Below are 7,847 nucleotides of genomic sequence, written 5' to 3' on the forward strand. Positions count from 1 at the left end.
AGCTACCTGTGCAGTCTGGAGAGCTCTATGGAAGTCCAAACTTGGCTGAATTGGCTGTTCGGAGGATTGGCCCTGCTGATCTGGGTGGGAGGCATGCTGATGATGTTCACCACGGTGTTCACCACCAAAGGCACCCAAGATCCTCAGTCGGCGTCCAAAAAGGGAGGCGTTTAGCCCAAGCGGGATCCCTGGTAGCCGGCCCCATGCCTTCAGAAGACTGCCAGGCGCGATCGGCTGTCGGTGAGGGAGCTAGTCCAGCTCCCGTTGGCGTAGCCGCTGCAGAGCCGAGCGAGGTTTCTCCTTCTCCGGCAATTGTGTCTCCGTTGCGGTGGGCAGGGTGGCTGTTTCTGTTTTCTGGGGTTCGGGCAAGAGCTGGGCCGCTTCCGACTCAACGGCTGGAGGGCGAGCCGGGGGCTGGCCGGGCAAGGGAACAGACTCCAGGGGGGCCAGTAGAGATTGAAGATGGCGGTGGGTTTCGGGATTGTTGCTGGCGGCCTGGGCCAGGAGGGTGAGCTGCTCTTTGGCTGCGACCAGGTTCCCCAGTTTGAGATCCACCAAAGCCAGTTGATAGCGGGCTTTAAAACTACTGGGATCCACCTCCACCGAGCGTTGAAAAGCGGCGCGCGCTTCCGCCAGCTTGCCCTGACGGGCATAGATCAAGCCGAGGTTAAACGGCACGTCTGGATCCCGTTCGCTGGGGAGCACCAAGGTTTTTTCTTCCAGTTCAATCGCGCTCCGGTAGGCGTTGACGGCCAAGGTATGAAAGCCCATCTGCAGATAGCGGGCTCCGTCTTCCTTCAGTTGGGCGACCGTCGGCTCCCCTGTCAGCAGGGTCATGGGCGGTTGCGCATGGGCAGGCATTGCCATCGCCCAACTCAGCAGGCATCCCACCGCTCTTAGGCTCAGGGGGATAGCCGGATGACCGGGCTGCTGTTTATTCACCACCATGATCTGTTTCCTCCAACCACGTCAACACCACTTCGTTCCACCCCTCTGGGCCAGGGAGCTGAGCCAACTGCCATTGGGGCAGGGCCTCATTCCAGAGGCTATCCGCAATTGGGCTGGGAAGCACCACTTTTCGTTCTGCCCATCGCAAAAAGGCCACATCGGGCGGGGAACAGCCAATGCCCAAAGCCTGAACAGGGCCCAAATGCCGTTGGTAGCAATCCAGCAGCCGCCGTACCGCCTCTTCCCCCGGCGAGAAATGGGGCTCTGTAACCGGCTGCACCCATCCGGTCAGATACCATTGCGGTAGGCTGGAGAAATGAAGCTGACGTACCCGCAGCAGATGTTGGGTGAGGTTAGCTTCTTGCTGGGCAAAGGCTTCTCGCAGGGTTTCGGGATCCCCGGAATAGCTGAAAATCTCGCTGTACTCCCGCTGCTGCGCTCGCTCTGCCTCTTCCAAAGGGATCCCGGCGGCAGCCGCCAGCTCAGAGGCAGTCCAATCTCCAAACCCGATCAAATCCAAGCGGGAATCTTGACGCACCTGCTGCAGGATGCTGCGCAAGCGGGCATAGGGCAGTCCCAGAGCATACACATAGTAGGGAGGACGGTGTTGCCAGCGTTCGTCCAAAATGCCCGCCGGGAAATAATGCTCGGGAACGTAAACGGCGGATCCGTCCTCACAGATGAACGGATGCTCCAAGTGCAACTGCCGCCGCACATGTTCCAGTTGAGCGCGGGTGCGCAGGCTGTAGAGCACCAAGGGAATGGAGCGGCGCTCCAGAGCAGCCAAGGCTTGTCGGGCAGCACCATAACTGTTGGATTCCAGATCCAGCAAGCTGCCATCCAAACTGGTCAGGACAAGTCGCATAGGCGCAGGAGGGGAAAAGGCGCCGGCACCCTCAGAAGTCCAAGCAGGCCAATCGACCGGGATGCCCAAAGCGCCAACATTACCCATGATCCAACAGGTTGAGCAACCCAAACCGCCAAAATGACCCTCTAGGGTAGGTTCAAGGGCGGCGGGAAGCCCCGCACTGTAAGCGTGGCTAGTGTCCTGTGCCGAAGGCGCGATCCCCTGCATCCCCCAGCCCAGGCAGGATAAACCCTCGGTCGTTCAACCGCTCGTCGATCATGGCGCAGAAAATTTGCACCATGGGGTAGTGGGATCCCAGCCGCTGTAACCCCGGAGGCGCTGCCAAGACGCTGACAATCCTGACCAAGCTGAGATCGGACCCCCGTTTTTTCAGCTCATCCAAAACCCAGAGCAGCGTGCCCCCGGTGGCCAACATCGGCTCGGGAATGAGGATGCGCATCTGGGCGGGGATCCGCTCGGGAAGGCGATTGAGGTAGCAACTGGCCTGCAGCGTTTCCTCGTCCCGTACCATGCCGACGTGAAAAATCCGTGCCTGCGGCAAAAGGGCCTGACAACCTTCCAGCATCGCCAAGCCGGCCCGCAACACCGGCACAATGCCCAGCAGGGTATCCGGCGCGATGACCTCTGCGACAACGGGTTCCAAGGGCGTTTGCACCTGCACAGTCTGGGTGGGGATCCACTCCCGCATCGCCTCATAGGTCAGCCAACGGCCCAGCTCCGACATGGCCGTGCGAAACAGGGGCATGGGCGTCTCCACATCCCGAGCCACAGTTAGCCAGTGCTTGATGAGCGGGTGAGGAGGTACGTAAACACGAAGCTGCTGACTTGCCACCAGAGGACGCCTCAATCTGGGCGGTAGCATAGCGGGTTACCTCGGCAGAAAGCAAGCACTCCAATGGATGGAACCGCATGCCACTGGATCTCGTCTGCAAATGCCGGTAGCCGGAGATACTGATCTGCCCAAGCGTTTTGGGTTTGCTAGGGTGTCGCTGTTTACATGCGTCTTTGGCCACCTTAGTATCCTGTAAAAAGCAGGTTAGGGAGAATGGCTCATGGTTTCGTCTCGGCCCTCTGAATCGACCACCAAGGCTCTGAGCCGCCGTCAACTTCTCAAGGTAGGGGCCGCAGCCCTTGGGGGCGGCCTGTTGGCGGCGGGGGGTGCCCAAGCTCGGCGCAAGCCCTCTCCCACCCTGATCGTGGCTCAGGGATCCGGCCTGGAGCGCGTTTCCTACGCCACCAACTGGTATGCCCAGGCGGAACACGGCGGCTTTTATCAGGCGGTGGCGACCGGCATCTACCGCGAGCATGGCCTGGATGTCACCATCAAGATGGGTGGCCCCGGCATCAACATCACCCAGGTTTTGGCCGGTGGAGCTGCCGAATTTGCCATGGGGGGAAGCGTAGGGGTGATCAGTGCCGTGCGAGAAGGGATCCCCCTGGTGTGTGTGGCAGCCATTTTCCAAAAAGACCCGCAGATCCTCATGGCCCACCCCGGCACCCAGCGCTTTGAGGAGCTCAAGGGCCGCCCTATTTTTGTCTCGAAAGGGGGACTTGTCACCTACTGGCCCTACTTGAAGGCGCGTTTTGGCTTCACCGACGATCAGGTTCGCCCCTACAACTTCAACCCCGGCCCCTTTTTGGCGGATCCCAGCTCAGCTCAGCAGGGCTACCTGACTTCCGAGCCTTTTGCCATCCGGCAGGAAGGGGGATTCGAGCCGGTGGTCTTCCTCCTGGCGGATTTGGGCTACAAACCCTACGCCACCACCATCGAAACCCGTCGGCAACTGGTGGAGACCCGGCCCGACTTGGTGGAGCGATTTGTGGATGCCTCGATCAAGGGCTGGTACAGCTTCCTAGAGGATCCCCGTCCGGCGTATCGCTTGATCCAGCAGGACAACCCGGAAATGACCGATGCCCAATTGGCCTACAGCTTCGAGAAGTTGCAGGAGTACGGCATCATCTTGTCCGGCGATGCGCTGGAAAAAGGCATTGGCGCCATGACCGACCAACGCTGGCAAGACTTCTTCGACAGCATGACGGTGGCGGGCGTGTTTGAGCCAACCATCAACTACCGGGCTGCCTATACGCTGGACTTCGTCAATAAAGGCACTGCCTACTACACTGCCTGACCGGCAACACTACCCCGTCACCCAGCCACAGAAGCGGCTGATAGCCGGCCAACTGAGCTCCAACACATCGGTCAGGGCGTGGTCGCTCTCCACTGCCACCAGTTGGGCCCAGGGGCGACGGGCCACGTAGTCTCGGCTGGCTTGGATGGGAATGGTTTCGTCTTGGATCCCATGCACAATCAGGGTGGGCACCGGCCGTCGTAATGCCCCATCTGGGTAGCGTTGGGCATCGGTGACAAAACCGTATTCCAAAGGCAGCGGGCGCCCTTCTCCATAGTGAAACACCGTGAGTTGTCCGGTGCGTTGCCAGGTCTCCACCGCCTCGGCCCCCAGCCGCGGCAGCCAATGGCCCAAAAAGCCGAAAGCCGGCGCCAAGAGCACCAGGCGCTGCACACAAGGGTGCTGTTCGGCAACCCAGGCGGCCACCAAACCCCCCAAACTAGAGCCGATGAGGGTGACAGGAGGGTAGTTCATCTCGGCAAGCTGGTCGCCAACCTGCCGGATCTGGCGGGTCAAGGTGAGCTGGGCAAAATTGCCCTGGTTCAGATCGGGCACCTGAAGGGGGATCCCCACCTGCTGCAGCCGCTGCCGAAAAAAAGTTGCCTTGGCCGACTGGGGCCCAGAGCCAAATCCATGCAGGTAAATGGCCAACACGGAAAAAGATCCCTATGGCCCTGTGGCTGCCGAAAGCCAACCTGCGCCCAACACCACGCTGATGGAGAGGAAAAGGGTAGCCACCGTCCAGGTGATGCGGTTGAGGTTTTGCTCGGCACTTTTGGAGCTGGAGAACAACTGGGCCTGCCCACCAATGCCCGCCAACCCATCGCCCTTGGGGCTGTGCAGCAGCACCAAGATCACCAGCAAGATGGCCGAGGCCGACCAGAGAAACTCAAAAAATGCTTCCATCGCAGAGGATCCCCGTAGGGCAAGTTGCCAAAGCCATTATCGCCTAAAGCCCCATCTTAGCGCACTCTGTCTCGGCACCGCTGCCATTGCCAAATCCAGTCGCCAGGCCCAGACGTCTCTGCTCTCTCCAGGAATGTTGACCATTATTTCACCGCCTGGGCAAGTGCGCGGATCCCGGCTTGCAGACGTTCCTCGATGTCGGCCTCTAGCTGGAGTGTTCCGGCAGCATCAAACTGAATTTGAGAACTTAAGATGTAAACCCCTCTCAAAATATGGGTGGCCCCCATCACCGACAACACAGGTTTCATCGCAAAGTCGATGGCCAGCAGATGGGCCAGGGTTCCCCCGGTGGCGATGGGGAGAATCACTTTACCGGTAAAGGCGTCTTGATCCAGCAAATCCAGCAGCGCCTTCAACACGCCTGGATAAGAGGCTTTGTAAACGGGAGCAGAGATGACGATCCCGGCAGCTTGGGCCACCTTTTGCTGGATCTCCCTGAGTTGAGGGCTATCGAACTTGGCCAGCGCCAGATCCTCTGGCGGCAAGTCCCGCACCGAAACCAACTGAGTGGTCAACCCCAAATCCGACAGGATCGCGGCAGCATGATGCAAAATGGCTTCCGAGCGAGAAGGAGCGCTGGGACTACCGGAGAGCAAGAGGATGCTGGACATAGGTTGCAGACAGAATGCTGCCTCAGTTGTATCAGGGATCCCACGTGAAAGATGATGATAGACTAGAAAGGACAGGGCTTCAGGATGCCGGGCCCAGTCCTGTGCGGGCGTAGTTCAGTGGTAGAACGCTAGCTTCCCAAGCTGGATGTCGTGAGTTCGAGTCTCATCGCCCGCTTCTTGACACCAGACAAGCAAAACCCTCTTCCCCCGATCATTATTCGGTTCCAACCTACCCTGAGCCGATGTCGAGTTGGAGGGGGGCAAGGAGCCAGTAGAAGTTCTTGGGTCGGTGTCCGCTTAGGTAATCAAGCATGCAACTTTACGAGTCCGACTTCTATGCCTGGACGCAACAGCAAGCTGCACTGCTGAGAGCGGGGCAGTGGGAGCAACTGGATATCGCCAACTTGGTGGAGGAAATCGAGGCTTTGGGCAGGCAAGAACGCCGGGAATTGCTGAACCGGCTGGGGATCCTGGTAGGACATCTGCTGAAGTGGCAATTCCAGCCCCACCTGCGAGGCAAAAGTTGGCGGGCAACGATCACCGAACAACGCCGCCAGATCCAGCGGTTGCTCAGGGACAATCCCAGCCTCAAGCCCGATCTTTCGGCAGCCCTGCAAGAGGCTCATCAGGACGGGATCCTGGTGGTGGTGAGAGAAACGCCCCTGTCTGAGACAGATCTGCCGGCCCAGTGTCCCTACACATTAGAGCAGGTGATGGATCCCGACTTTTACCCTGGCAAGGAAGATCCCCCGTGATCTGCTCAGCCCGCCGAACCGGCAGCAGGGCCCCCGTGGGTCTCCACCGGGTTGTCCACCACTCGTCGCAGCACGCCGTTGACGAAAGCGGCGGCCTCCGGATCCCCGTATTTTTTGGCCAATTCTACGGCTTCGTTGATGGCGACCTTAACGGGGCTGCTGGCCAGGATCTCCATTTCCACCACCGCCAGGCGCAGGATATCGCGTTCGATCCGACCCACCCGCTGCAATTGCCAGCCCAGCAAAACCTTTTGCAAACGAGCATCAATCGCCTCTTTGTGAGCATGCAGAGCGGTTAACAGTTGCAAAGCATAGGCGCGCACTTCTGAAGATTGGGCAATGTGCAGTAGCTCTGGCATGGACAAGGCAACTCCCAGCCGGTTGACCGCCTGTTGGGACAACTGCACAACCTCATCCAGGATGTGGCGGACGCTGTGCAGTCGCTGTTCCATGTGTTCCAGGGCTTGGCCGGCGTTGCTGAGGGCCACTTGGGCTTGGTGGGCCAGCTCCAGCAATTCTCCCGGCGCGGTGTCGCGGGCGTTGGTCTCCGTCAGAGCCGTTTCCAGGCGCTGCAGATGTCGTTGGGCCTGCTGAAGGCGGACAGTAAGGGAGCGAGATCCGCCCTCTTCCTTGGCATCAGAAGCAGCCAATAACAGGGGATCACTCTCGTGCAGCAGGCGATCGCTGCGCTGAATTTCCGCCGCCGCCGTGGAGAGAGTTTCATGGGTCTCTTCCTGCAGGGCGCGGATGGCTGCCAGCAGCAAGTCCGCCAGTTGTTTTTCGCTCAGTTTGGCCGCCGTGGCCGGCAGTTGGTTGACCCCTAGCAGGGCCAGTTCGCGGGCAACACGCCGAGGTTGCATTGCAGAATACCCATGGTTTTGAACAACTGCCCCATCGGGCTTAGCCATGCTAGCAGGCTGCCGCGGGGCAAGGAAGAACCAGAGGCCTCGCTGTCAACTCGCTTCGGAAGGGCGGCTTAACACGCGAAACGCCAAAGATGCACTCTGCTCTTTGCCATAGGGGGATTGGCTGGAGACCGAGAGGGTGAGCCGCCGTTTGCTGCGAGTGATGCCCACGTATAGCAGCCGCAACCGCTCTGCCGCCAAGTCTAGAAAGGCCTGTTCGGTAGGAGAGTTGGCCTGCAGCTCCCAATACCTTCTGGGGCTGAGCTGTCGCAACTGGGCCAGGGCCTCTGCTTTCATGTCTACATCTTCCAAAAACTTCAGCCCCACCGGTCGCTCCCCGTGCTGGGCGGGAAACTCGTAGGCCGACACCTGGGGGATGAACACCTGATCCCATTCCAGCCCCTTGGCACGGTGCAGCGTGGCGACGGTGATGCTGCCCGGCTCGGGGTCGAAGGCAAAGATCTCCGAGGGCAGGTTGTTAAGGTGGCGATCCAGAATCACCTGAAATTCTTGGGCAATCTCCTGCCAATCGACCTCAGGCAGGGATCCCAGCACCTGCTCCAACTGGTCGATGACGTAGTGACCTACAAACAGTTCTTCCGGCTTGCGGTAGAGGCTTTGGACAATCACATTCAGCGCCTCTGCCCAGGGAGAACGCCCGGCCC

The 7,847-nt window shown here is 59.7% G+C and carries 10 protein-coding genes and 1 tRNA gene; 3 read left to right on the top strand and 8 right to left on the bottom strand.

What is annotated here, in order from left to right; genetic code table 11:
• Positions 1–249: 249 nt before the first annotated feature.
• From NW857_RS04290 to upp, 3 genes are all read right to left on the bottom strand, one after another.
• Complete coding sequence (locus NW857_RS04290; RefSeq protein ID WP_414335170.1) at positions 250–861, bottom strand: tetratricopeptide repeat protein; 612 nt, start codon at positions 859–861, stop codon at positions 250–252.
• 73 nt (positions 862–934) lie between these two features.
• Positions 935–1,813 carry a hypothetical protein gene (locus NW857_RS04295; protein WP_414335169.1) on the bottom strand — a complete coding sequence of 293 codons (879 nt, stop codon included), beginning with the start codon at positions 1,811–1,813 and terminating at the stop codon, positions 935–937.
• Positions 1,814–1,988: 175 nt separating this feature from the next.
• Positions 1,989–2,678, bottom strand: coding sequence for a uracil phosphoribosyltransferase (upp, locus tag NW857_RS04300; protein ID WP_414335167.1), 690 nt, complete (start codon positions 2,676–2,678; stop codon positions 1,989–1,991).
• A 190-nt stretch (positions 2,679–2,868) separates the two neighbouring features.
• Here upp and NW857_RS04305 point away from each other — a divergent pair, with 190 nt between their 5' ends.
• A complete protein-coding gene (locus tag NW857_RS04305; RefSeq protein WP_414335166.1) occupies positions 2,869–3,945 on the top strand; it encodes an ABC transporter substrate-binding protein in 1,077 nt (358 codons plus the stop codon).
• Positions 3,946–3,954: 9 nt separating this feature from the next.
• Here the strand turns inward: NW857_RS04305 and NW857_RS04310 are convergent, their stop codons facing one another.
• From NW857_RS04310 to ssuE, 3 genes are all read right to left on the bottom strand, one after another.
• The gene (locus NW857_RS04310; protein WP_414335164.1) at positions 3,955–4,599 is read right to left on the bottom strand and encodes a YqiA/YcfP family alpha/beta fold hydrolase; all 645 of its coding nucleotides are present in this window, start codon (positions 4,597–4,599) and stop codon (positions 3,955–3,957) included.
• A gap of 12 nt (positions 4,600–4,611) precedes the next feature.
• A complete protein-coding gene (gene secG / locus NW857_RS04315; RefSeq protein WP_011433676.1) occupies positions 4,612–4,851 on the bottom strand; it encodes a preprotein translocase subunit SecG in 240 nt (79 codons plus the stop codon).
• A 143-nt stretch (positions 4,852–4,994) separates the two neighbouring features.
• Positions 4,995–5,522, bottom strand: a complete 528-nt coding sequence (gene ssuE, locus NW857_RS04320) for an NADPH-dependent FMN reductase (RefSeq protein ID WP_414335163.1) — start codon at positions 5,520–5,522, stop codon at positions 4,995–4,997.
• 103 nt (positions 5,523–5,625) lie between these two features.
• On the opposite strand from ssuE, the gene NW857_RS04325 reads away from it, so the two are divergent.
• Positions 5,626–5,697 (top strand) — tRNA-Gly (locus tag NW857_RS04325).
• Positions 5,698–5,833: 136 nt separating this feature from the next.
• The gene (locus tag NW857_RS04330; RefSeq protein ID WP_414335162.1) at positions 5,834–6,277 is read left to right on the top strand and encodes a DUF29 domain-containing protein; all 444 of its coding nucleotides are present in this window, start codon (positions 5,834–5,836) and stop codon (positions 6,275–6,277) included.
• A 5-nt stretch (positions 6,278–6,282) separates the two neighbouring features.
• Here NW857_RS04330 and nusB read toward each other — a convergent pair whose 3' ends face one another.
• Both nusB and NW857_RS04340 read right to left on the bottom strand, forming a co-directional pair.
• Positions 6,283–7,137, bottom strand: a complete 855-nt coding sequence (nusB, locus tag NW857_RS04335; RefSeq protein ID WP_414335161.1) for a transcription antitermination factor NusB — start codon at positions 7,135–7,137, stop codon at positions 6,283–6,285.
• A 93-nt stretch (positions 7,138–7,230) separates the two neighbouring features.
• The coding region (locus NW857_RS04340; protein WP_414368048.1) for a 3'-5' exonuclease at positions 7,231–7,847 on the bottom strand (617 nt) is incomplete at its 5' end.

Source organism: Synechococcus sp. H55.9 (assembly GCF_047462355.1).
In the GTDB taxonomy this organism is placed as follows: Bacteria; Cyanobacteriota; Cyanobacteriia; order Thermostichales; family Thermostichaceae; genus Thermostichus.

Bases quoted from the DNA above. Each gene is read 5' to 3' on its own strand.
- NW857_RS04290 (WP_414335170.1), bottom strand. From the start codon at position 861: ATGCCTGCCCATGCGCAACCGCCCATGACCCTGCTGACAGGGGAGCCG.
- NW857_RS04295 (WP_414335169.1), bottom strand. From the start codon at position 1,813: ATGCGACTTGTCCTGACCAGTTTGGATGGCAGCTTGCTGGATCTGGAA.
- upp (WP_414335167.1), bottom strand. From the start codon at position 2,678: ATGCTACCGCCCAGATTGAGGCGTCCTCTGGTGGCAAGTCAGCAGCTT.
- NW857_RS04305 (WP_414335166.1), top strand. From the start codon at position 2,869: ATGGTTTCGTCTCGGCCCTCTGAATCGACCACCAAGGCTCTGAGCCGC.
- secG (WP_011433676.1), bottom strand. From the start codon at position 4,851: ATGGAAGCATTTTTTGAGTTTCTCTGGTCGGCCTCGGCCATCTTGCTG.
- ssuE (WP_414335163.1), bottom strand. From the start codon at position 5,522: ATGTCCAGCATCCTCTTGCTCTCCGGTAGTCCCAGCGCTCCTTCTCGC.
- NW857_RS04330 (WP_414335162.1), top strand. From the start codon at position 5,834: ATGCAACTTTACGAGTCCGACTTCTATGCCTGGACGCAACAGCAAGCT.
- nusB (WP_414335161.1), bottom strand. From the start codon at position 7,137: ATGCAACCTCGGCGTGTTGCCCGCGAACTGGCCCTGCTAGGGGTCAAC.